The sequence below is a fragment of the Flavobacterium sp. NPDC079362 genome, assembly GCF_050267765.1.
Classification (GTDB): domain Bacteria; phylum Bacteroidota; class Bacteroidia; order Flavobacteriales; family Flavobacteriaceae; genus Flavobacterium; species Flavobacterium azizsancarii.
In genome coordinates, this window is record NZ_JBNNFM010000006.1 from 107,057 (window position 1) to 129,700 (window position 22,644).

Below are 22,644 nucleotides of genomic sequence, written 5' to 3' on the forward strand. Positions count from 1 at the left end.
TATGGTACAACAGGAATCAAGACTAAAAGTAGCAGATAACACGGGAGCAAAAGAAGTTTTAACTATCCGTGTTTTAGGAGGTACCAAAAGAAGGTATGCCTCTGTTGGTGACAAGATTGTAGTATCTATTAAAGATGCAACTCCTAACGGTAACGTTAAAAAAGGAGCTGTTTCAACTGCAGTTGTTGTACGTACCAAAAAAGAAGTGAGAAGAGCTGATGGTTCTTATATCCGTTTCGATGATAATGCATGTGTTCTTTTGAACGCTGCAGGGGAAATGAGAGGAACTCGTGTTTTTGGTCCGGTAGCAAGAGAACTTCGTGAAAAACAATTCATGAAAATTGTATCATTAGCACCAGAAGTGCTTTAATTCGTTTTTAAGATGATAAAGCTAAAAATAAAATCAGGAGATATCGTAAGAGTTATTGCTGGAGACCATAAAGGTGCTGAAGGTAAAGTTCTACGTGTTTACCGTGAGAAAAATAAAGCGATAGTTGAAGGTGTAAACATGGTTTCGAAACATACAAAACCAAGTGCTAAAAACCCTCAAGGTGGTATCGTTAAGAAAGAAGCTTCTATACAAATATCTAACATTTCACTAATTGATCCTAAAACTAAGGAAACAACTAGAGTTGGTATTAGAGTAGAAGGAGATAAGAAAGTAAGATTTTCAAAAAAATCTAATCAAGTACTATAGTAATGGCATATACACCTAGACTAAAAGAAGAATATAAGAGTAGAGTAATCTCTGCTCTTAAAGAGGAATTCGGATATACAAACGTAATGCAAGTTCCAAAACTTGAAAAAATCGTTTTGAGCCGTGGAGTTGGTGCAGCTGTATCTGATAAAAAACTTATTGACTATGCAGTTGATGAGTTGACAAAGATCACTGGACAAAAAGCAGTATCTACAATTTCAAAGAAAGACGTTGCGTCATTCAAATTGAGAAAAGGGATGCCTATTGGAGCAAAAGTTACTTTACGTGGTGAAAGAATGTATGAGTTTTTAGATAGACTTATTACTTCTGCTTTACCACGCGTTAGAGATTTTAGTGGTATCAAAGCTACTGGTTTCGACGGAAGAGGTAATTACAACCTTGGAGTTTTAGAGCAAATCATTTTCCCAGAAATTGATATTGACAAAGTAAACAAAATTTCAGGAATGGATATTACATTTGTTACTACTGCTCAAACAGACAAGGAAGCAAAGTCATTATTGGCTGAATTAGGATTACCTTTTAAAAAGAATTAAGACATGGCTAAAGAATCAATGAAAGCCCGTGAGGTGAAAAGAGAGAAAACGGTAGCTAAGTATGCTGAGAAAAGAAAAGCTTTGAAAGAAGCTGGAGATTTTGAAGGTTTACAAAAATTACCTAAAAATGCTTCACCAGTTCGTTTGCACAATCGTTGTAAATTAACAGGTAGACCAAGAGGTTATATTCGTCAGTTTGGTATTTCACGTGTAACTTTCCGTGAGATGGCTAATAATGGATTAATTCCTGGAGTTAAAAAGGCGTCTTGGTAATCTCGCAATAAGTTACTACTTTTGCAAACCAAAAAATAATTTTAATTGATTAAAGGTTCGGGAGGCGAGTGCCTCCCGAAAACCATAGTCGCAATCAAATACATATGTATACAGATCCTATTGCAGATTATTTGACTAGAGTTCGTAACGCTGTGGCTGCAAACCACAAAGTTGTTGAAATTCCAGCTTCTAATCTAAAAAAAGAAATAACTAAGATCTTATTTGATCAAGGTTATATCTTGAGTTACAAATTTGAAGACAACTCTGTACAGGGTTCGATCAAAATTGCTTTGAAGTATGATAAAGATACTAAAGAGCCTGTAATTAAAGATATCCAAAGAATTAGTAAACCTGGTTTACGTAAATATGCAGGTGCTGCCAAATTACCAAGAATCCTTAACGGATTAGGAATTGCTATTGTTTCAACTTCAAAAGGTCTTATGACTGGAAAGCAAGCGAAACAATTAAATGTAGGTGGTGAAGTAATTTGTTACGTATACTAATTTTAAAGACTAAATAAGATGTCAAGAATAGGTAAAAGCCCAGTTGTAATCGTTGCGGGAGTAACTGTTGAAGTTAAGGACGGTATCGTTACAGTAAAAGGAAAAAAAGGTCAACTAACTCAGGAGTTTTCGGACATTACTGTAAAAGTTGAAGGCGATCAGGTTTTATTAGAGAGATCGTCTGATCATAAAGACCAAAGAGCAAAACACGGATTATACAGATCATTAATCAATAACATGATTATTGGTGTATCTGAAGGTTTTACTAAAGAACTTGAATTAGTTGGAGTTGGTTATAGAGCTTCAAACCAAGGTCAAAAGCTAGATTTAGCTCTTGGATATTCTCACAATATTGTTTTGGAAATTGCTCCGGAAGTAGCTTTAGAAACAATATCTGAAAAAGGTAAAAACCCTATCGTAAAATTAACATCATTTGACAAACAACTTTTAGGACAGGTTGCTGCGAAAATCAGAGGTTTCCGTAAGCCTGAGCCATACAAAGGAAAAGGTGTTAAATTTGTGGGTGAAGTATTAAGAAGAAAAGCAGGTAAATCAGCTTAAAAAATAAGATTATGTCATTAACAAAATCTGATAGAAGACAGAGAATTAGATTCAGAATTAGAAAATCGATTAGTGGTACTGCTACTAACCCAAGACTATCTGTATTTAGAAGTAACAAAGAAATTTACGCTCAAATTATTGATGACGTGAATGGAGTTACTTTATTAGCTGCATCTTCAAGAGAAAAAGAAATAGGAAAAGGTACTAACGTTGAAGTAGCTGCTGCTGTTGGAAAATTAGTTGCAGAGAAAGCGTTAAAAGCCGGGATTGATACCATCACTTTTGATAGAGGTGGATATTTGTATCACGGTCGTATTAAATCATTAGCAGAAGGCGCAAGAGCGGCTGGACTTAAATTCTAATATATTATGTCTAAATACAAAAATGTAGAATTGGTAAAACCAAGTGGTCTTGAACTTAAAGATCGTCTGGTAAGTGTTAATCGTGTTACTAAGGTTACAAAAGGTGGTAGAGCTTTCGGTTTTTCTGCTATTGTAGTTGTAGGTGATGAAAATGGAGTAGTTGGTCATGGATTAGGAAAATCTAAAGACGTTTCTGAAGCAATTGCGAAAGCAGTAGAAGATGCTAAGAAAAATTTAGTAAAAATTCCTTTGAACGGACAATCTGTTCCTCACGAACAAAAAGGTAAATTTGGTGGTGCACGTGTATACTTAATTCCTGCCTCTCATGGTACAGGAGTTATTGCTGGTGGAGCTGTTCGTTCAGTTCTTGAGTCAGTAGGTATTCATGATGTATTATCTAAATCTCAAGGATCATCAAATCCTCATAACGTGGTAAAAGCAACTTTTGATGCTTTATTACAAATGAGAAGCGCTTACACTGTTGCAAAACAAAGAGGTGTTTCTTTAGAAAAAGTTTTTAAAGGTTAATTCAAGGAAATTATGGCTAAATTATTAGTAAAACAAGTAAGAAGCAAAATCAACTGTCCTCTTTCTCAAAAGAGAGGTTTGGAAGCTTTAGGTCTACGTAAAATGGGACAAGTTGTAGAGCATGATTCAAATCCTGCTATCCTTGGGATGATAAACAAAGTTAAACACTTAGTTTCTGTCGAAGAAGCTAAATAACAAATACTGTTATGAATTTAAGTAACTTACAACCAGCTGAAGGGTCAACACACAATCAAAATAAAAGATTAGGTAGAGGAGAAGGTTCTGGAAAAGGTGGTACTTCTGCAAGAGGTCACAAAGGAGCAAAATCTCGTTCTGGTTATTCTAAAAAGATTGGTTTTGAGGGAGGGCAAATGCCACTTCAAAGACGTGTGCCTAAGTTTGGTTTCACAAACATCAATCGTAAAGAATACGAAGGTGTTAATTTAGATACGCTTCAATTACTAGTAGACAATGGTGTGATTACTGATTCTGTTTCTATGACAGATTACGTAGCAAATCGTCTAGCTACCAAAAATGAAATCGTTAAGATTTTAGGTAGAGGAGAATTGAAAGCAAAATTAAAAGTAACTGCCCACAAATTTACCGCTACTGCAAAAGCTGCTATTGAAGCTGCTGGTGGAGAAGCTGTAACTATATAACTTATCTACTAAGATGAAGAAATTTATTGAATCAATAAGTAATGTTTGGAAAATCGAAGAACTGAAAAACAGAATCTTAATTACATTAGGATTGCTTTTAGTATATCGTTTTGGTGCACACGTAACGCTACCTGGAATTGACGCAACTCAATTAACAGGTTTAGCGGGACAAACTAAACAAGGTTTAGGATCAATCCTGGACATGTTTACAGGAGGTGCTTTCTCTAAAGCTTCAGTTTTTGCTTTAGGTATTATGCCTTATATTTCTGCATCTATTGTTGTTCAGTTAATGGGAATTGCTATTCCTTATTTGCAAAAACTTCAAAACGATGGAGAGAGTGGTAGAAAAAAGATTAATCAAATCACTCGTTGGTTGACTATAGCTATTACACTGGTTCAAGGTCCAACTTATATTTATAATTTATACAGAACGTTACCTGGAAGTGCATTCTTACTAGGCTTTAATTCACCTGAATTTTTGTTTTCGTCTGTTATCATCTTGGTTACTGGTACTATTTTTGCTATGTGGCTTGGGGAAAAAATTACAGATAAAGGTATTGGAAATGGAATTTCATTATTGATTATGGTTGGTATTTTGGCGCGTTTACCGCAAGCTTTTATTCAAGAGTTTACAACCAGAGTTACCAATAACAATGGTGGTCCAATGTTGTTAGTTATTGAAATTATTGTTTGGTTATTAGTAATCATTTCTTGTGTATTGCTTACAATGGCAGTACGTAGAATTCCTGTTCAATACGCTCGTCGTACAACAAGTGGGGATTATGAACAAGATTTGGCAGGTGGTAATAGACAGTGGATTCCTCTTAAGCTTAATGCTTCTGGGGTTATGCCAATCATTTTTGCTCAGGCAATTATGTTTATACCTGCAGCTGTAGCTGGATTGTCTAAATCAGACACATCACAATCTATTGTTGGCGCGTTTAGTAATATGTTCGGATTTTGGTATAACTTTGTATTTGCAACTTTAATTATTGTATTTACATTTTTCTATACTGCGATCACTGTACCTACTAACAAAATGGCCGATGATTTGAAAAGAAGTGGTGGTTTTATTCCTGGCGTTCGTCCGGGAGCTGAAACTTCTGAATTTCTTGATAAAGTGATGTCTTTAATAACTTTCCCAGGATCTTTATTCCTTGCTTTGATTGCTGTGTTCCCAGCTATTGTTGTAAGTATTATGGATGTACAACAATCTTGGGCAATGTTTTTTGGAGGTACCTCGTTAATAATTATGGTTGGAGTTGCAATAGATACTATTCAACAAATCAATTCATACTTGTTAAACAAACATTATGATGGTTTAATGAAGACTGGTAAAAATAGAAAAGCAGTAGCTTAATTTTTATATGGCAAAACAATCAGCAATAGAACAAGACGGATCAATCATCGAAGCATTATCAAATGCGATGTTCCGTGTGGAGTTAGAAAATGGACATATCGTAATTGCTCATATTTCTGGAAAAATGCGTATGCATTACATCAAGTTATTACCTGGTGATAAAGTGAAACTAGAAATGAGTCCTTATGATTTGTCAAAAGCAAGAATTACTTATCGATATTAAAGGATATTCACTATGAAAGTTAGAGCATCAGTAAAAAAGAGAAGTCCCGAGTGCATCATTGTGCGTAGAAAAGGGAGATTGTACGTAATAAACAAAAAGAATCCTAGATTTAAACAAAGACAAGGATAATTATGGCAAGAATAGCAGGGGTAGATATCCCAAAAAATAAAAGAGGTGTTATAGCACTTACCTATATCTTTGGATTAGGAAGAAGTAGAGCTATTGAGATTTTAGAAAAAGCTCAAGTTAGCCAAGACAAAAAAGTTCAAGATTGGAATGATGACGAGATCGGAGCAATTCGTGAAGCTGTTGGAGCATTCAAAATTGAAGGAGAATTACGTTCTGAAGTTTCTTTAAACATCAAACGTTTAATGGATATTGGTTGTTACAGAGGTATCCGTCATAGATCTGGTCTTCCGTTAAGAGGGCAAAGAACTAAAAACAACTCTAGAACAAGAAAAGGTAAAAGAAAAACTGTTGCTAACAAGAAAAAAGCAACTAAATAATAAGTAATATGGCTAAAGCAACTGCAAAAAAACGTAAAGTTATCGTTGAATCAACGGGAGAAGCTCATATTTCTGCTACCTTCAATAACATCATCATTTCTTTGACTAACAAAAAAGGTGAAGTTATTTCTTGGTCTTCAGCTGGTAAAATGGGTTTTAGAGGTTCTAAAAAGAATACTCCATACGCAGCCCAAATGGCAGCAGAAGATTGTAGTAAAGTAGCTCTTGAAGCTGGACTTAAAAAAGTGAAAGTTTATGTAAAAGGACCAGGAAACGGACGTGAGTCTGCTATCCGTTCTATTCATAACGGTGGAATTGAAGTTACAGAGATTATCGATGTTACTCCAATGCCTCACAACGGATGTCGTCCTCCAAAAAGACGTAGAGTTTAATTTATTTATTATAGTATAACAAGGTAGAATATAGATTATCGAAGGATTTGACCTGAATTCATAATCTCTACCTTAAATTTAAATTTTTTTAGAAATGGCAAGATATACTGGTCCAAAAACTAGAATTGCTCGTAAATTTGGCGAAGCAATCTTCGGAGATGATAAATCTTTCGAAAAAAGAAATTACCCACCTGGACAACACGGGATGGCTAAAAAAAGAGGTAAAAAATCTGAGTACGCTGTTCAGTTAATGGAAAAGCAAAAAGCTAAATATTCTTACGGAATTTTAGAAAAACAATTCAGAAATTTATTCAAAAAAGCATCAGCTACTAAAGGTGTTACTGGTGAAGTTCTTTTACAATTATGTGAAGCAAGATTAGATAACGTTGTTTTTAGAATGGGTATCGCTCCTTCTAGAAGAGGTGCTAGACAATTAGTTTCTCACAGACACGTTACTGTTAATGGTGAAGTTGTAAATATCGCTTCTTACCACCTTAAGCCTGGTGATAAAGTTGCAGTTCGTGAAAAATCTAAATCTTTAGAAGCTATCGAACGTTCTTTATCAAATTCAAGTCATGTTTATGAATGGATTACATGGAACAATGATCTTAAAGAAGGAACTTTCGTTTCTGTACCTGCAAGACTTCAAATTCCAGAAAACATTAAAGAACAATTAATCGTAGAGTTGTACAACAAATAATAATTGACTTAGTCGAAATTTATGGCAATATTTAATTTTCAAAAGCCCGATAAAGTTATCATGATCGATTCAACCGATTTTGAAGGTAAATTCGAATTTAGACCTTTAGAACCTGGTTATGGATTGACAGTTGGTAATGCACTTAGAAGAGTTTTGCTTTCAGCATTAGAAGGTTATGCAATTACATCTGTTCGTATCGAAGGTGTAGATCATGAGTTTTCTACTATTTCAGGTGTTGTTGAAGATGTTACCGAAATTATCCTTAATCTAAAACAAGTACGTTTCAAACGTCAAATTGAAGATATCGATAATGAAGCAGTTACAATTTCTGTTTCTGGTAAAGATCAATTAACAGCAGGTGATTTTCAGAAATTTATTTCAGGTTTCCAAGTTCTGAATCCAGACTTAGTTATCTGTAATTTAGATTCTAAAATCAAATTGAACTTCGATTTAACAATCGAAAAAGGTAGAGGATATGTTCCTGCTGAGGAGAACAAAAAACAGAACGCTGCAATTGGTACCATTTTTACAGACTCTATTTTTACTCCGGTAAAAAATGTAAAATATGCAATTGAAAACTTCCGTGTTGAGCAAAAAACAGATTATGAGAAATTAGTTTTTGAAATCAAAACTGATGGATCTATTAATCCAAAAGATGCTCTTACTGAAGCTGCTAAAGTTTTAATTCACCACTTCATGTTATTTTCTGACGAAAGAATTACACTCGAGGCTGACGAAATTGCACAAACAGAATCGTATGATGAAGAGTCATTGCATATGAGACAATTGCTTAAAACTAAGCTTGTTGATATGGATTTATCTGTGAGAGCATTAAATTGCTTGAAAGCGGCTGAAGTTGATACACTTGGTGATTTAGTATCGTTCAATAAAAATGACCTAATGAAATTCCGTAATTTTGGTAAAAAATCTTTAACTGAGCTAGATGAACTTGTAGCGGTTAAGAATTTAACTTTCGGAATGGACTTAGCTAAATACAAATTAGATAAAGAATAATTCAATCCCGCTCGCGGGATTAAATTTAAAATAGCAATGAGACACGGAAAAAAATTCAATCACTTAAGCAGACAGACTGGACATAGAAAAGCTATGTTAGCTAATATGGCTTGTTCTCTTATTGAGCACAAACGTATTAACACTACTGTTGCTAAGGCTAAAGCGCTTAAACAATTCGTTGAGCCTTTAATCACAAAATCAAAAGAAGATACGACTCACAATCGTCGTATTGTTTTTGCTTACTTACGTAGTAAATATGCGGTAACTGACTTGTTCAGAGACGTAGCTGCTAAAGTTGGAGACCGTCCAGGTGGATACACTCGTATCATTAAAGTTGGAAATCGTTTGGGAGATAATGCTGATATGGCAATGATCGAACTTGTAGATTTCAATGAACTTTACAATGGAGGTAAAAAAGAAGTTAAAAAAGCAAAAAGCCGTCGTGGTGGTAAAGCAAAAAAAGCTGATGAGACTTCTGAGGCTCCAGCTGCTGAGTCAGAAACGACTACTGAAGCTTCTGAATAATTATGAAAGTAATGATTCTATAGAAATCAAGGATAAGCTAATTTTTAGTTTATCCTTTTTTTTTGGTTTTTTTTTTTAAATTAGTTTGAAATATAACTTATTTTGAAACTTAGGTTTTAATTTTATCAATGAAATTTTTAAAAAATCTTGGAAGCACTGTTTTAAAGAAGTAAATTTGCAAAATATCTAATTACAAATAAAGCAAGCTTTACTGGTTTTACAGGACGTTTAAAAACAATACAAATTAAATAATGAAATACACTACACGACAAAGCGCCATTTTATTACTAAGTGATGGGACTATTTTTCACGGAAAATCTATCGGTATTAGCGGTAAAACTTTTGGTGAAGTTTGTTTTAATACTGGAATGACCGGATATCAGGAGATTTTTACAGATCCTTCCTATTTTGGTCAAATTATGGTTGCAACTAATCCTCATATTGGAAATTATGGTGTTAATGATTTAGAAATTGAATCAGATAGCATCAAAATTTCAGGTTTAGTTTGTAAAAACTTTAGTTTTAATTATTCAAGAGAAGATTCTTCGGGAAGTTTAGAAGATTATTTTATAAAAGAAAATCTAATCTGTATTTCTGATGTTGATACCCGTGCATTGGTAAGTTATATCCGTGATAATGGAGCGATGAATGCTGTTATTTGTACAGATGGTACTTCTATTGAAGATTTGAAAAAAGAGTTGGCCAATGTGCCAAACATGGAAGGTCTGGAGTTGGCGTCGAAAGTATCAACTACTGAACCTTATTTTTTTGGTGATCAAAATGCTACCTATAAAATTTCTGCCTTAGATTTAGGGATTAAGAAAAATATTCTAAGAAACCTGGCTAAAAGAGATTGTTATATTAAAGTGTTTCCATATAACTCAACTTATAAAGATTTAGCTGAGTTTAACCCGGATGGTTATTTCTTGTCAAATGGCCCTGGAGATCCGGATCCGCTTTTTAGTGCTATTGAAGTAGCAAAAGAAATTTTGGCTAATGATAATCCTTTGTTTGGTATTTGTTTGGGGCACCAAGTAATTGCTTTGGCAAATGGTGTTCAGACTTACAAAATGTTTAATGGTCACAGAGGTATCAATCATCCTGTTAAAAACTTAATAACAGGGAAAGGTGAGATTACTTCGCAAAATCATGGTTTTGCTGTTAATAAAGAAGCATTGGATAATCACCCGGATTTAGAGATAACACATCTTCATTTAAATGATGGGACTGTAGCGGGTATGCGTATGAAAAATAAGAATTGTTTTTCAGTGCAGTATCACCCCGAAGCAAGTCCTGGACCTCATGATTCATCATATTTGTTTGATCAGTTTGTTGAGAATATAAAACTAGCTACTGCTAAAACGATATAGTTAATAAATAAAGCTGTTTAATGGTTAAAATGCATTTTTACTATTAAAAATTTTTATAATTTCGAAAAAAAATATAATTTATTAATAAAAAACAAAAATAATGAGTATTATAATTAAAGTTCACGCAAGACAAATTTTTGATTCCAGAGGTAATCCTACTATTGAAGTTGATGTAATTACTGAGAACGGAGTTTTAGGTAGAGCTGCTGTTCCTTCCGGGGCATCAACTGGAGAACATGAGGCTGTTGAATTACGTGACGGAGGAAAAGCTTTCTTAGGTAAAGGAGTTTTGAATGCAGTGAACAATGTAAATACTGTTATTGCTGAAGAATTAGTTGGAACTTCTGTTTTCGAACAAAACACGATTGATCAATTGATGATTGATTTAGATGGTACTCCAAATAAATCTAAATTAGGTGCTAATGCTATTTTAGGAGTTTCTTTGGCTGCTGCAAAAGCTGCTGCTAATGAACTGGGCTTGCCTTTATACAGATATGTTGGTGGTGTTTCTGCCAATACATTACCTGTGCCAATGATGAATATCATCAATGGTGGTTCTCACTCTGATGCTCCTATCGCATTTCAGGAATTCATGATTTTTCCTGTAAAAGCGACTTCTTTTTCTCACGCTATGCAAATGGGAACTGAAATTTTTCATAGCCTGAAAAAAGTTTTACATGACAGAGGATTAAGCACTGCTGTAGGTGACGAAGGTGGTTTTGCTCCAAACTTGGCTGGTGGTACTGAAGATGCTTTAGATACTATCAAAAAAGCGGTTGAAAATGCCGGATATACTTTTGGTGACGAAATTATGATTGCTCTTGACTGTGCTTCTGCTGAATTTTATGTAAACGGTAAATACGATTACTCTAAATTTGAAGGAGAAACTGGTAAAGTAAGATCTTCTGCTGAACAAGTAGAATATTTAGCTGAATTAGTGGCTAAATATCCAATTATCTCAATTGAAGACGGAATGGATGAGAATGACTGGGACGGATGGAAATTGCTTACTGAGAAAATTGGACACAAAGTTCAATTAGTAGGTGATGATTTGTTTGTTACTAATGTAGAGCGTCTATCAACTGGAATTGAAAAAGGAATTGCAAACTCAATCTTGGTAAAAGTAAACCAAATTGGAACTTTAACAGAGACTATTGCAGCTGTAAACATGGCTAAAAATGCAGGATATACTTCAGTTATGTCTCACCGTTCAGGAGAAACAGAAGATAATACTATTGCTGATTTAGCTGTAGCTTTAAACTGTGGTCAAATTAAAACAGGTTCTGCTTCCCGTTCTGATCGTATGGCAAAATACAATCAATTATTAAGAATCGAAGAAGAGTTAGGAAGTACTGCTTATTTTCCTGGATTAAACGCTTTCAAGATCAAATAATTGTAAGAGTTATATGTTATAATTAAACCATTCGTTTTTGCGAATGGTTTTTTTTTGGACTTTTAACAAATTCATAGCAGTATTCTTTTTTTAATTAGTCTTAAATTCCTTAGATTTGATAAATTATTATTTTAAAGATTTATTTCCGATATATTATGTCAAAAATAGCTACATTAGAAGTAGATGGTCAAAAAATTGAACTTCCGGTAATCACGGGGAGTGAAAATGAGTCCGCTATCGATATTAACAAATTACGTGATTTAACTGGTATTATCACTCTTGATCCCGGATACAAAAATTCTGGTTCTTGCAAAAGTGAAATCACATTCTTAGATGGAGAATTAGGAATTTTACGCTACAGAGGATATTCAATTGAGGATTTAGCTGAAAAAGCTAACTTTTTAGAAGTGTCATATCTTTTGATTTTTGGAGAATTACCAACAGCTCAGCAATTGGAGCAATTCGAGAATGGTATTAAAAAACATACTTTGGTAAACGAAGAGATGAAAAATATCATTGACGGTTTTCCTAAAACAGCACATCCAATGGGTGTTTTATCAGCTTTGACAAGTGCTTTAACAGCATTTAATCCAAAAGCGGTAAACGTTGAAAACGAAAAAGAAATGTACGAAGCCATTTGTAAAACAATGGGTAAATTTCTTGTAATTGCAACCTGGACTTATAGAAAAACTATGGGTTACCCGTTGAACTATTACGACAATACACAAGGTTATGTAGAGAACTTTATGCAATTAATGTTTAAATTGCCTACAGGACCTTATGCAGCTAATCCGGTTATTGTAGATGCGTTAGATAAATTATTTATTCTTCATGCAGATCACGAGCAAAACTGTTCTACATCTACAGTAAGGATGGTAGGTTCATCTCATGCTGGTTTATTTGCTTCTATTTCTGCAGGAGTTTCTGCTCTTTGGGGACCACTTCACGGAGGGGCAAACCAGGCAGTACTTGAAATGTTAGAGGAAATTAATAAAGATGGTGGTGATACTGAGAAGTTCTTAGCCAAAGCAAAAGACAAAAATGATCCTTTCCGTTTAATGGGATTTGGTCACAGAGTTTATAAAAACTTCGATCCAAGAGCGAGAATCATTAAAAAAGCAGCTAAAGAAGTATTAGAGACGTTAGGCGTTGAAGATCCTATTTTAGAAATTGCTAAAAAATTAGAAACAGCAGCTCTTGAGGATGAGTATTTCAAATCAAGAAACTTATATCCAAACGTAGATTTCTATTCTGGAATTATTTACAGAGCATTAGGAATTCCTACAGATATGTTTACAGTAATGTTTGCTATTGGTAGATTACCGGGCTGGATTGCGCAATGGAAAGAAATGCGTGAGAACAAAGAACCAATTGGCCGACCAAGACAAATCTACACTGGACATCCGCTGAGAGACTTTAAGTCGAACAAATAAAAATATTTTAAAGCTTCACTTAACTGTGAAGCTTTTTTTATCTTTGGTCAAAATATAATAAAGTTATGTTGCAATTAAATGTAAAGAACGAAACCTCAAGATTACGTGCTGTAGTTTTGGGTTCTGCTGTTCATAATGGGCCAACTCCATCTTTAGATGAAGCCTATGATCCTAAATCATTGGAACATATTAAAGCAGGAACATATCCTATCGAGAAGGATATGGTTGCTGAAATGGATGCTTTTAATGCTGTTTTTCAAAAATATGATGTAAAGGTCTATCGTCCTGAAATGATTGAAAATTACAATCAGATTTTTGCCAGAGATATTGGTTTTGTAATAGATGATACTTTTGTAAAATCAAATATACTTCCTGACAGAGAACGTGAGTTAGATGCTATTGGGTATATAATTGATCAGATAGATCCCTCGAAAGTAGTTCGTCCACCTGTGGAAGTTCATATCGAAGGTGGTGATGTGATGCTTTGGAATGATCATATTTTTATCGGAACTTATAAAGGAAGTGATTATAAAGATTACATCACGGCAAGAACAAATATGCATGGTGTTAATTTTATTAAAGAATTGTTCCCCAATAAAATTGTCAAAGAATTCGATTTGGTTAAGTCCAAAATTGAGGCTCGTGATAATGCATTGCACTTAGATTGCTGTTTTCAGCCCGTTGGAAAAGATAAAGGGATTATCTATAAAAGAGGTTTTCGTGAAGAAGCTGACTATATGTATTTAGTGAATCTTTTTGGGAAAGAAAACTTATTTCATATCGAAAGAAACGAAATGTATAATATGTTTTCTAACGTATTTTCTATTGATGAGAATGTAGTGGTTTCAGAGAAAAACTTTACAAGATTAAACAATTGGCTTCGTGCAAATGGTTTTACAGTAGAAGAAATTCCGTATGCCGAAATTGCAAAGCAGGAAGGGTTGTTGAGATGTTCGACGCTTCCATTAATTAGAGATTAAATATTTGTTTCAAGTTTCAGGTTTCACGTTGCAACAAACTTGAAACTTGAAACCTGAAACAGAAAAAAATATAAAAATGAAACAAACTACAAATGCAATTTTGATGATTCGGCCAGTTGCCTTCAGAATGAATGAGCAAACTGCGGTGAATAATTACTACCAAAAAGTATTAGACGGACTTTTGCCAAGTACCGTGAATGCAAAAGCGCAACAAGAGTTTGATGCTTTTGTTGAAAAGTTAAGAGCCGTTGGTGTTGATGTTACAGTTGTTGATGATTCTTTAGATACAGATACTCCGGACAGTATTTTTCCAAATAACTGGGTTTCTTTTCATGAAAATGGAGATGTAGCGCTATATCCAATGTTTGCTGAGAATCGTCGTTCAGAACGTCGCGAAGATATTTTAGATATTCTTGAAGACAAAGGTTTTGAGATCGCTAATATAATGGATTATACATCTGCAGAAGAAGATGGTTTTTTTCTTGAAGGAACCGGAAGTTTGCTTTTAGACAGAGCGAATGCTAAGGCGTATTGCGCTTTATCGCCTCGTGCTGATGAAGAATTGTTTATTGAATTCTGTGAAGATTTTGATTATGCGCCGGTTATTTTCGAAGCTTTTCAAACCGTTGACGCAGAACGTAAATTGATTTATCATACCAATGTTATGATGTGCCTTGGGGAAACTTTTGCGGTTATCTGTGCAGATTGTATCGATGATAAAAAAGAACGCAAAATGGTTCTTGATAATTTAAAAGCTGATAAAAAAGAAATTATTCTGATTACAGAAGCTCAGGTAAATAATTTTGCCGGTAATATGCTTGAAGTTCGAGGTACAGATGATAAGAAATATATCGTTATGAGTGCATCTGCACATCAGAGTTTGACCCCAAAACAGATTGCTCAGTTAGAAAACCATGCTGAAATTTTGAGTTCAAGTCTTGATACGATTGAAGCTTGCGGAGGCGGAAGCGCCAGATGTATGATGGCCGAAGTTTTCCTGCCGAGAAATTAAGTTTTAGAAACTTCAAAAAAAAATCCAAATTCCATACTGAAATATTCAGCTTTTGGAGTTTGGATTTTTTTTATTTAAAATAGGGAATAAGTTACATCAAATTTACTTTTACGATATTAATTATTGAGCTTACAATATATTGTATTCCGATAGAGATAACAATAAAGCCAACAATTCTCGAAATAGCGACAATTCCTGAAGCGCCTAAAATTCGGGCCAGGTAATGTGCGCTTTTAAGAATAGCGAAAATTGCGACTGCAATGGCAAAAATGGCTAAAGACGAAAAAGCCATTTCTTTCATTCCGCTATGTTCCTGATGAAAAGCAATCAATAAAGAAATGGAGCCTGGGCCAGCCAGCATTGGTATGGCTAATGGTGTAAGGGCGATATCGTTTCGTTGTTGTATTTCGTTTTCTATTTTTTTATTGATTCCGCGTTTTTTGTTGAATTTTCCGGAAAGTAATGAGAATCCTGAATTTACAATTATAATTCCTCCGGCGATCCTAAGGGCATCAATACTGATTCCAAAAAAAGATAAAACATATTGGCCAATAAAAAAGGAAACGATCAAAATGATAAAGACATTTATGGCCGTCCAAAGCGAAATGCGTGAACGCTCTTTTTGAGAGTCATGTTGGGTTAGTCCAACAAAAATTGGCACAGTGCCAATTGGGTTTAATACCGAAAAAAGAGCGGCAAATAAATAAATGAATATATCCATACTGTTTTAGTTAGTGAAGTAAAAATAGTCAATTTTTAATATTTCAGGGTAAATTCATATTAGGATATTGTTTTTTGATGCTATTAATTCTATATCAATAACCTAAAGTAAGCTCATTCTTTTTGATTACTTTTGTAGCATATTTTAAAATGATGAAAAACAAAAAAACTTTAGTTCTGGGTGCTACCACAAAACCAGATCGTTACGCTTTTAGAGCTATAAATATGTTAGTAGAAAAAGGACATACTGTTTTAGCAATTGGTCAGAATACAGGCGAAGTTGCAGGTGTAAAAATTTATACCAAAGCAATTCCTGTAAAAAACATTGATACAGTGACGCTATATTTAAATCCTGCCCGCCAGCGTGATTATTATAATTACATCATAGAAGCGCAGCCTAAAAGAGTGGTTTTTAATCCTGGGACAGAAAATCCGGAATTCTATCAGTTGCTGGAATTAAACAATATTAAGGCTGAAGTAGCTTGTACTTTGGTTTTATTAGCTACAAATCAATATTAAACTTTTTTAGGAGCTCATCCCGCACCCGAGCCTGAAAGTGCGAATTGGCGAAGCAATTCGTTGCAATCTTTTTGTTTTTTAAAGAAAAAAAACAAAAAGGATTTCCACTTCTATCGGGGCTAAAAAGAAACATTAAAATAGTATTTTTGTAGTCATGGAATTTTCATCAAAACTAATAGAAAAGGCAGTCAACGAAATGTCTCAATTACCAGGAATTGGTAAGCGTACTGCATTGCGATTGGTTTTGCATTTATTAAAGCAGCCCAAAGAACAAACAGGTTTTTTATCTCAGGCGTTACTCAATATGCGTGCAGATATAAAATTTTGCGAAAGCTGTCATAATATTTCAGACACAAAAGTTTGCGAAATCTGTGCAAATCCGGTCCGAAATCATCAGACGATTTGTGTAGTGGAAGATATTCGTGATGTGATGGCGATCGAAAATACAGGGCAGTACAAAGGAATTTATCACGTTTTGGGAGGGAAAATTTCCCCAATAGAAGGCGTGGGGCCAAGTCAGCTAAATATTTCAACTTTAGTAGAAAAGGTAAAATCCGGCGCAGTAGTGGAAATTATTTTTGCGCTCAGTTCAACCATGGAAGGAGATACCACAAATTTTTATATCTATAAACAAATTGCCAAATCAGAAATTATAATTTCTACAATTGCAAGAGGAATTTCTGTAGGTGATGAATTAGAATATGCAGACGAAATTACACTTGGAAGAAGTATTTTGCATCGTGTTCCGTTTGAAAAAACTTTTAAAAATAATTAGATAGATTATATAAATGAAAACATCAACTCAGAATACAATTTTAATTACAGGCGGAGCTGGTTTTATTGGCTCGAATTTGTCCGGGTATTTTTTAGGATTAGGGCATAAAGTAATCTGTCTCGATAATTTTGCGACAGGGCACCGTCATAATTTGAAAGATTTTATAGAGAATCCTAATTATAAATTAATTGAAGGAGATATTCGAAATATTGCCGATTGTATTTTAGCGGTCCAAGGTGTTGATTATGTTTTGCACCAGGCAGCTTTAGGATCTGTTCCAAGATCGATTAACGATCCAATTACAACAAATGATGTAAATGTTTCCGGTTTTTTGAATATGCTGGTAGCTTCGCGCGATGCAAAAGTGAAAAGGTTTATATATGCAGCAAGTTCTTCTACGTACGGAGATTCGCAAGGACTGCCAAAAGTCGAAGATGTCATTGGGAAACCATTATCGCCTTATGCTATTACAAAATATGTAAACGAATTATATGCTGAGATTTTCAGTAGAACGTACGGAATAGAAACTATAGGATTGCGTTATTTTAATGTTTTTGGCAGAAAACAAGATCCTAATGGCGCTTATGCGGCTGTAATCCCAAAATTTGTAATGCAATTGATGAAACATGAAAGTCCCGTGATCAACGGTGACGGAAATTATTCGCGTGATTTTACTTATATCGATAACGTGATACAGATGAATGAATTGGCAATGACAAGTCAGAATCCGGAAGCGGTAAATACAGTTTATAATACTGCATATGGAGACCGAAATACATTAAACGATTTGGTGGGGTATTTAAAAGAATATTTAGCTGAATTTGATTCAAAAATTGCAGATGTCGAAATTGTTTATGGTGCCAACAGAGCGGGTGATATTCCGCATTCATTGGCAAGTATCGATAAAGCAAAAAAAGTGCTGGGTTACGATCCGAAATTCTCTTTGCAGGACGGATTAAAAGAAGCGGTCAGCTGGTATTGGAATAATTTAAAATAAGGATCAAGATAATAGTAAAAGATGAAAATTACAAAAATTTGTTGCATTGGTGCAGGTTATGTTGGAGGTCCGACAATGGCAGTAATTGCTCAAAAATGCCCACATATTCAAGTGACAGTTGTCGATTTGAACGAACAAAGAATTAAAGACTGGAATGATCCAAATACAGATAATATTCCGATCTATGAGCCGGGACTTTCAGAAATAGTCGCTGAGGCAAGAGGACGAAATCTTTTCTTTTCCACAGAAGTAGAAAAAGCTATTGATGAGGCTCAGGTGATCTTTATATCAGTTAATACCCCAACCAAAACTTACGGAAAAGGAAAAGGTATGGCTGCTGATTTAAAATATATTGAACTTTGTGCCAGGCAAATTGCCAAAGTTGCCAAACAAAATAAAATTGTAGTAGAAAAATCGACTTTACCCGTTCGTACGGCCGAGGCCATAAAAAGTATTCTAGATAATACAGGAAATGGAGTTCAGTTTCAGATTTTATCAAATCCGGAGTTCTTAGCTGAAGGAACAGCGGTTACCGATTTATTACATCCGGATCGAATTTTAATTGGTGGTGATACGACTCCGGAAGGTGAAGAAGCAATTAATGCTTTAGTTGATGTTTATGCAAATTGGGTTAGTAAAGATAAAATATTGACCACTAATGTCTGGTCGTCAGAATTATCTAAGTTAACAGCAAATGCATTTTTGGCACAGCGTATTTCATCTATAAACGCGATGTCTGAGTTGTGTGAAAAAACAGGTGCTGATGTAAATGAAGTAGCCAGAGCAATTGGAATGGATAGCAGGATTGGCCCGAAATTTCTAAAAGCATCAGTTGGCTTTGGAGGTTCTTGTTTTCAAAAAGACATTTTGAATTTAGTCTACATTGCAAAATCGTATGGATTGAATGAAGTGGCCGATTATTGGGAACAGGTCATTATTATGAATGATCATCAAAAAAGAAGATTTTCGAATAAAATTGTTCAGACTCTATACAACACAGTTGCTGATAAGAAAATCACATTTTTAGGATGGGCTTTCAAAAAAGATACCAATGATACCCGTGAATCTGCCGCGATCTATGTGGCGGATGATTTGATTAACGAACAGGCTAAAATCGCTGTTTATGATCCCAAAGTTTCGAGAAATAAAATGTTAAGTGATTTAGATTATTTAGAAACCAGATCGGGAGAAGAAAATAGTAATGCATTAACAATATTAGATGATCCTTACAAAGCCTGCGAAGGAGCGCATGCCATTGCTATTCTTACGGAATGGGATGAGTTCACAACTTACGACTGGCAAAAAATTTACGATTCGATGCATAAGCCTGCTTTTCTTTTTGATGGAAGAAATATTTTGAACACAAAAGAACTGGAATCAATAGGTTTTATTTACAGAGGGATAGGCGCTTAATCAGTAACTATTGAGTTAAGATCTAATATGGAAGGTAAAGAAAATAGGTTTGCAATTTTGTTTCAATAAAAAGAAAAAATGAAGAATTGGTATGTAGTGTATACAAAACCCAAATGGGAAAAAAAAGTTGCAGAAAAACTTACGGAGGTTGGGATAGAATGTTATTGCCCGTTAATTACTCAAATGAAGCAATGGTCAGACAGAAAAAAGGCTATTGAGGTACCTCTTTTTAATTCCTATGTATTTGTTCAGTTAGAAGACGGGAATAGAAATTCGGTTTTTCAGGTTTCCGGTGTGGTTCGCTATTTGTTTTGGTTAGGGAAACCTGCAATTGTAAAAGACGGGGAAATCGAAATTATAAAGACTAGTCTTAAAGCTCCGAATATTAGTGATATTTCGGTGGCTTCTATTCAGGTTGGAGACCGTATAAAATTAGAGACAGGAGCATTTAGTAATCAGGATGCAGTAGTTCAGGAAATATCAAATACCTATTATACGCTGGTTTTGGAATCTTTAGGCTGTGTGCTTAAAATAAAATACAAATAATTTAGTTATATTGTGTAACTATTGGCATTCAACAGAAGGTAAAATTTCTCCAAATAGAAATTTTATCGTCTGTTTTTTTATTATAAGACGTTTTTTATGTGTTGATTGGTAAGGGGTTGGCATTTCTTATTTTTTATTATTTGTTAGTTTTTTCTGTATTACGGGAAACCGTATTGAATAAATTGACTTAATATGTTATATTTGCCGAAAATGAATTTAGAGTAGCTGTGTCAAACCTTTGTGACTCAGAAGGGCGAAGCCGTGAATTGTTATGACTGAAATAGATAAAAAAGAGTACAAATTGATCGAAAATATAAAAATAGCTATTGTTGGCTTAGGTTATGTTGGTCTGCCTTTGGCCAGATTATTTGCTACGAAATATTCAGTAATAGGTTTTGATATCAATGAATCCAGAGTAGCGTCTTTAAAATCAGGTACCGATACAACATTAGAAGTAGATGATGTTACTTTGCAAAAAGTACTGGTTGAGAATCCAAACACTGAAAAAGGATTGTATTGTACCACTTCCTTAAACCATTTGGCAGATTGTAATTATTTTATAATCACAGTTCCAACTCCGGTAGATAAAAATAATCGACCTGATTTAACTCCTTTGTATAAATCGAGTGAGTCCGTTGGTAAAATACTAAAAAAAGGAGATATCGTAATTTACGAGTCGACCGTTTATCCGGGTGTTACAGAAGAACAGTGCGTTCCTGTTTTAGAAAAAATTTCAGGATTAAAATTTAATGAAGATTTTTATGCAGGATATTCACCTGAGAGAATAAATCCGGGTGATAAAGAGCATACAGTTGAAAAGATTTTGAAGGTAACTTCAGGATCAACGCCAGAAATTGGTTTAAAAGTCGATGCTTTGTATAAGTCAGTAATTACTGCTGGAACACATTTGGCACCAAGTATAAAAGTGGCAGAAGCGGCAAAAGTGATTGAGAACTCACAAAGAGACATTAATATCGCTTTTGTAAATGAACTGGCTAAAATATTCAACTTAATGAATATTGATACCCAGGAAGTATTAGAAGCGGCTTCTACAAAATGGAATTTTTTACCCTTTAAACCAGGATTAGTAGGGGGACATTGTATTGGTGTCGATCCTTATTATTTAGCACAAAGAGCTCAGGAATTTGGTTATCATCCTGAGATTATTTTAGCAGGCCGACGTTTGAATGATAGCATGGGCGAATATGTGGCTTCACAAATCGTAAAACTAATGATCAAAAAAGGAATTTCCGTTAACGGAGCCAATCTCTTAATGCTTGGAATCACTTTTAAAGAGAATTGTCCTGATGTTCGTAATACAAAAATTGTAGATGTTGTAAAAGCATTAAAAGAATACGGTATTGTAGTAACCATATTTGATCCGCTTGCGAATGCGAATGATGTAAAAAAAGAATATAATCTAATAACAATTGATAGTGTTCCAGACGATAAATTTGACGCGTTAGTTTTAGGAGTAGCACATGCTGAATTTTTACAGCTGAATTTTGCGGAGTTGCAAAATGAGAATAGTTTAATATACGATGTAAAAGGAGTTTTGGGTAGTATAGCTGATAATAGGCTGTAGTATTTAAAAGTTCGTTTTTATTTTAAAAAAAAATGGAAGCAAAGAATTCAATCATACATGTAATTTTGACAGGAGGAGTAGGAAGCAGATTGTGGCCACTTTCCCGAAAAAGCCGACCTAAACAATATTTGGAGATATTTGAAGGTAAATCTTTATTCGAGATGACTGTTGATCGTAATAGTTATTTAGCGAATAAGGTGATGGTTGTGGGGAATGTAGATAATCATCATTTGAGCGGTGAAGTAATGGATAAAACCAAAACTTCTTATGTGAATATTGTGGAAGCCACACCTCGCAATACTGCAGCAGCGATTGCTTTTGCTGCATTTGCATCAAATCCTGATGATATCTTAATTGTAACACCTTCTGATCATATCATTGATAAAATAGAAGATTATAATAAAGCAATCAATGAGGCTATTTCAAAAGCAGAGGATGGTTTTATTGTAACTTTCGGTATTATACCAACCAAACCGGAAACAGGATATGGATATATTGAATCAAAAGGAGATAAAGTCGTTTCATTTCGTGAAAAACCCAATCAAACTACAGCAAAAGAATTCATTGCAAAAGGAAATTTTCTTTGGAATAGTGGAATGTTCTGTTTCAAAGCGATCGTCCTTTTAGAGGAACTAAAACAATTTCAGCCTGATGTATATGAAAAATCTAAAGCAGTTTGGGAAGCAAGCGAAAATGGATTTTTAGATTTGAATTTATCATTAGAGATTCCATCCATTAGCATTGATTATGCCGTGATGGAGCGAAGTAAAAAAATTAAAGTAGTTCCTGCTTCTTTTTCTTGGTCAGATTTAGGGTCATTTGAATCAGTTTATGACTATCTGGTTTCAAAAAATCACCCAGTTGATAAAAATGGTAATATGGTCATTGGTTCTGGTAAATACACTACTTTTCTTGGTTTGAAAAACACTATTTTCGTATATACCGACACGGCAAATTTAATTTTACAAAAAGAAAACTCACAAGATGTAAAAGATATTTATAGTGAGTTAGAAAAAATAAATTCAGATTTATTAAATTAATTGA

Annotated in this window: 31 protein-coding genes; 30 read left to right on the forward strand and 1 reads right to left on the reverse strand. The window is 34.3% G+C overall.

Annotated features, from left to right (window positions below):
- Position 1: 1 nt before the first annotated feature.
- From rplN to ctlX, 23 genes are all read left to right on the forward strand, one after another.
- The gene (rplN, locus tag ACQKCJ_RS08110; RefSeq protein WP_007803649.1) at positions 2 to 370 is read left to right on the forward strand and encodes a 50S ribosomal protein L14; all 369 of its coding nucleotides are present in this window, start codon (positions 2 to 4) and stop codon (positions 368 to 370) included.
- A gap of 12 nt (positions 371 to 382) precedes the next feature.
- Positions 383 to 697, forward strand: a complete 315-nt coding sequence (gene rplX / locus ACQKCJ_RS08115) for a 50S ribosomal protein L24 (protein WP_007803650.1) — start codon at positions 383 to 385, stop codon at positions 695 to 697.
- A gap of 2 nt (positions 698 to 699) precedes the next feature.
- Positions 700 to 1,251 carry a 50S ribosomal protein L5 gene (rplE, locus tag ACQKCJ_RS08120; protein ID WP_035619635.1) on the forward strand — a complete coding sequence of 184 codons (552 nt, stop codon included), beginning with the start codon at positions 700 to 702 and terminating at the stop codon, positions 1,249 to 1,251.
- A 3-nt stretch (positions 1,252 to 1,254) separates the two neighbouring features.
- A complete protein-coding gene (gene rpsN, locus ACQKCJ_RS08125; protein WP_007803655.1) occupies positions 1,255 to 1,524 on the forward strand; it encodes a 30S ribosomal protein S14 in 270 nt (89 codons plus the stop codon).
- Between the two features lie 104 nt (positions 1,525 to 1,628).
- A complete protein-coding gene (rpsH, locus tag ACQKCJ_RS08130) occupies positions 1,629 to 2,027 on the forward strand; it encodes a 30S ribosomal protein S8 (RefSeq protein ID WP_017495014.1) in 399 nt (132 codons plus the stop codon).
- 18 nt (positions 2,028 to 2,045) lie between these two features.
- Positions 2,046 to 2,588 (forward strand): 50S ribosomal protein L6, encoded by a 543-nt coding sequence (rplF, locus tag ACQKCJ_RS08135; RefSeq protein WP_213300745.1) that lies wholly within the window; start codon positions 2,046 to 2,048, stop codon positions 2,586 to 2,588.
- 11 nt (positions 2,589 to 2,599) lie between these two features.
- Positions 2,600 to 2,950: a 50S ribosomal protein L18 gene (gene rplR / locus ACQKCJ_RS08140; RefSeq protein WP_271334612.1), complete on the forward strand. Its 351-nt coding sequence runs from the start codon at positions 2,600 to 2,602 to the stop codon at positions 2,948 to 2,950.
- 3 nt (positions 2,951 to 2,953) lie between these two features.
- Positions 2,954 to 3,478 carry a 30S ribosomal protein S5 gene (rpsE, locus tag ACQKCJ_RS08145; protein WP_140507259.1) on the forward strand — a complete coding sequence of 175 codons (525 nt, stop codon included), beginning with the start codon at positions 2,954 to 2,956 and terminating at the stop codon, positions 3,476 to 3,478.
- A 12-nt stretch (positions 3,479 to 3,490) separates the two neighbouring features.
- Complete coding sequence (gene rpmD, locus ACQKCJ_RS08150; RefSeq protein WP_017495010.1) at positions 3,491 to 3,673, forward strand: 50S ribosomal protein L30; 183 nt, start codon at positions 3,491 to 3,493, stop codon at positions 3,671 to 3,673.
- Between the two features lie 11 nt (positions 3,674 to 3,684).
- Positions 3,685 to 4,137: a 50S ribosomal protein L15 gene (gene rplO, locus ACQKCJ_RS08155; RefSeq protein WP_007803667.1), complete on the forward strand. Its 453-nt coding sequence runs from the start codon at positions 3,685 to 3,687 to the stop codon at positions 4,135 to 4,137.
- Between the two features lie 13 nt (positions 4,138 to 4,150).
- Positions 4,151 to 5,497, forward strand: coding sequence for a preprotein translocase subunit SecY (secY, locus tag ACQKCJ_RS08160; protein ID WP_072960632.1), 1,347 nt, complete (start codon positions 4,151 to 4,153; stop codon positions 5,495 to 5,497).
- 7 nt (positions 5,498 to 5,504) lie between these two features.
- Positions 5,505 to 5,720: a translation initiation factor IF-1 gene (infA, locus tag ACQKCJ_RS08165; RefSeq protein WP_007136545.1), complete on the forward strand. Its 216-nt coding sequence runs from the start codon at positions 5,505 to 5,507 to the stop codon at positions 5,718 to 5,720.
- Positions 5,721 to 5,732: 12 nt separating this feature from the next.
- Positions 5,733 to 5,849, forward strand: coding sequence for a type B 50S ribosomal protein L36 (gene ykgO / locus ACQKCJ_RS08170; RefSeq protein ID WP_072945378.1), 117 nt, complete (start codon positions 5,733 to 5,735; stop codon positions 5,847 to 5,849).
- Between the two features lie 2 nt (positions 5,850 to 5,851).
- On the forward strand, positions 5,852 to 6,226 hold the full coding sequence (rpsM, locus tag ACQKCJ_RS08175) for a 30S ribosomal protein S13 (RefSeq protein WP_056245953.1): 375 nt from the start codon (positions 5,852 to 5,854) through the stop codon (positions 6,224 to 6,226).
- A gap of 8 nt (positions 6,227 to 6,234) precedes the next feature.
- Positions 6,235 to 6,618 carry a 30S ribosomal protein S11 gene (rpsK, locus tag ACQKCJ_RS08180; protein WP_007803677.1) on the forward strand — a complete coding sequence of 128 codons (384 nt, stop codon included), beginning with the start codon at positions 6,235 to 6,237 and terminating at the stop codon, positions 6,616 to 6,618.
- A 94-nt stretch (positions 6,619 to 6,712) separates the two neighbouring features.
- A complete protein-coding gene (gene rpsD / locus ACQKCJ_RS08185; protein WP_026982953.1) occupies positions 6,713 to 7,318 on the forward strand; it encodes a 30S ribosomal protein S4 in 606 nt (201 codons plus the stop codon).
- Between the two features lie 21 nt (positions 7,319 to 7,339).
- Entirely contained in the window at positions 7,340 to 8,332 is a 993-nt protein-coding gene (locus tag ACQKCJ_RS08190; protein ID WP_026109818.1) for a DNA-directed RNA polymerase subunit alpha, read from the forward strand.
- Between the two features lie 36 nt (positions 8,333 to 8,368).
- A complete protein-coding gene (gene rplQ / locus ACQKCJ_RS08195) occupies positions 8,369 to 8,857 on the forward strand; it encodes a 50S ribosomal protein L17 (protein WP_271334613.1) in 489 nt (162 codons plus the stop codon).
- A gap of 251 nt (positions 8,858 to 9,108) precedes the next feature.
- Entirely contained in the window at positions 9,109 to 10,227 is a 1,119-nt protein-coding gene (gene carA, locus ACQKCJ_RS08200) for a glutamine-hydrolyzing carbamoyl-phosphate synthase small subunit (RefSeq protein WP_427401750.1), read from the forward strand.
- A gap of 100 nt (positions 10,228 to 10,327) precedes the next feature.
- Entirely contained in the window at positions 10,328 to 11,620 is a 1,293-nt protein-coding gene (eno, locus tag ACQKCJ_RS08205; protein WP_072960641.1) for a phosphopyruvate hydratase, read from the forward strand.
- Positions 11,621 to 11,775: 155 nt separating this feature from the next.
- A complete protein-coding gene (locus ACQKCJ_RS08210; RefSeq protein WP_072960644.1) occupies positions 11,776 to 13,053 on the forward strand; it encodes a citrate synthase in 1,278 nt (425 codons plus the stop codon).
- Positions 13,054 to 13,118: 65 nt separating this feature from the next.
- Positions 13,119 to 14,033, forward strand: a complete 915-nt coding sequence (locus ACQKCJ_RS08215; RefSeq protein ID WP_072960647.1) for a dimethylarginine dimethylaminohydrolase family protein — start codon at positions 13,119 to 13,121, stop codon at positions 14,031 to 14,033.
- Positions 14,034 to 14,109: 76 nt separating this feature from the next.
- A complete protein-coding gene (gene ctlX / locus ACQKCJ_RS08220; protein WP_427401751.1) occupies positions 14,110 to 15,045 on the forward strand; it encodes a citrulline utilization hydrolase CtlX in 936 nt (311 codons plus the stop codon).
- Between the two features lie 91 nt (positions 15,046 to 15,136).
- Here ctlX and ACQKCJ_RS08225 read toward each other — a convergent pair whose 3' ends face one another.
- On the reverse strand, positions 15,137 to 15,766 hold the full coding sequence (locus ACQKCJ_RS08225; protein ID WP_072960650.1) for a MarC family NAAT transporter: 630 nt from the start codon (positions 15,764 to 15,766) through the stop codon (positions 15,137 to 15,139).
- Between the two features lie 152 nt (positions 15,767 to 15,918).
- Here ACQKCJ_RS08225 and ACQKCJ_RS08230 point away from each other — a divergent pair, with 152 nt between their 5' ends.
- The 7 genes from ACQKCJ_RS08230 to ACQKCJ_RS08260 all read left to right on the forward strand — a co-directional run bounded on the left by ACQKCJ_RS08230 (position 15,919) and on the right by ACQKCJ_RS08260 (position 22,640).
- Positions 15,919 to 16,284, forward strand: a complete 366-nt coding sequence (locus tag ACQKCJ_RS08230; RefSeq protein WP_072960654.1) for a CoA-binding protein — start codon at positions 15,919 to 15,921, stop codon at positions 16,282 to 16,284.
- Between the two features lie 154 nt (positions 16,285 to 16,438).
- Positions 16,439 to 17,059: a recombination mediator RecR gene (recR, locus tag ACQKCJ_RS08235; protein ID WP_427401752.1), complete on the forward strand. Its 621-nt coding sequence runs from the start codon at positions 16,439 to 16,441 to the stop codon at positions 17,057 to 17,059.
- Between the two features lie 13 nt (positions 17,060 to 17,072).
- Positions 17,073 to 18,056: an SDR family oxidoreductase gene (locus ACQKCJ_RS08240; protein ID WP_427401753.1), complete on the forward strand. Its 984-nt coding sequence runs from the start codon at positions 17,073 to 17,075 to the stop codon at positions 18,054 to 18,056.
- A 21-nt stretch (positions 18,057 to 18,077) separates the two neighbouring features.
- A complete protein-coding gene (locus tag ACQKCJ_RS08245; RefSeq protein ID WP_427401754.1) occupies positions 18,078 to 19,469 on the forward strand; it encodes a UDP-glucose 6-dehydrogenase in 1,392 nt (463 codons plus the stop codon).
- A 78-nt stretch (positions 19,470 to 19,547) separates the two neighbouring features.
- Positions 19,548 to 20,015: a UpxY family transcription antiterminator gene (locus ACQKCJ_RS08250; protein WP_427401755.1), complete on the forward strand. Its 468-nt coding sequence runs from the start codon at positions 19,548 to 19,550 to the stop codon at positions 20,013 to 20,015.
- Positions 20,016 to 20,286: 271 nt separating this feature from the next.
- Positions 20,287 to 21,600: a nucleotide sugar dehydrogenase gene (locus ACQKCJ_RS08255; protein WP_427401756.1), complete on the forward strand. Its 1,314-nt coding sequence runs from the start codon at positions 20,287 to 20,289 to the stop codon at positions 21,598 to 21,600.
- A 32-nt stretch (positions 21,601 to 21,632) separates the two neighbouring features.
- Complete coding sequence (locus tag ACQKCJ_RS08260; protein WP_427401757.1) at positions 21,633 to 22,640, forward strand: mannose-1-phosphate guanylyltransferase; 1,008 nt, start codon at positions 21,633 to 21,635, stop codon at positions 22,638 to 22,640.
- The last annotated feature ends 4 nt before the right edge of the window (positions 22,641 to 22,644 follow it).